Origin of the sequence: Vibrio sp. 10N.222.55.C6, assembly GCF_041473395.1 — a bacterium.
Classification (GTDB): Bacteria; Pseudomonadota; Gammaproteobacteria; order Enterobacterales; family Vibrionaceae; genus Vibrio; species Vibrio crassostreae_C.
Window position 1 is genome coordinate 1 of sequence record NZ_JBFRSD010000440.1, and the last position, 360, is coordinate 360.

General features: G+C 40.6%; 1 protein-coding gene. It reads left to right on the plus strand.

All coding sequences use genetic code 11. From position 1 onward, the window contains the following. On the plus strand, positions 1-360 hold a 360-nt coding region (locus AB4486_RS24490), incomplete at both ends, for a GGDEF domain-containing protein (protein ID WP_372119254.1).

The window sequence follows — 360 nt, forward strand, 5'->3', positions numbered from 1 at the left end:
ATACAGCGAAATGAACCCTTTAGTCTCATCGGATTTGATGTCGACAAGTTCAAAGGCATTAACGACCAATTCGGTCACCCTGCAGGGGATGCTTTACTCATTCATGTAATTAAATTGATTTCAGTGAGCTTGAAAGAGGGGGATAACCTGTTTCGTATAGGTGGAGATGAGTTCTGTATCATTTCTAGTATTACAAACCATGAAGCCCTAGAACGATACTTACAATGTATTCTAAGAACAGTGAGCCAGTCTCATTGTGAGCACAAAGGTCGACAGCTCAGTTGTACTTTGAGTATTGGTGCTGCTATTTACGCTAATGAAAACACGGAAGAGATTCTGCAAAAAACAGACAGTATGCTC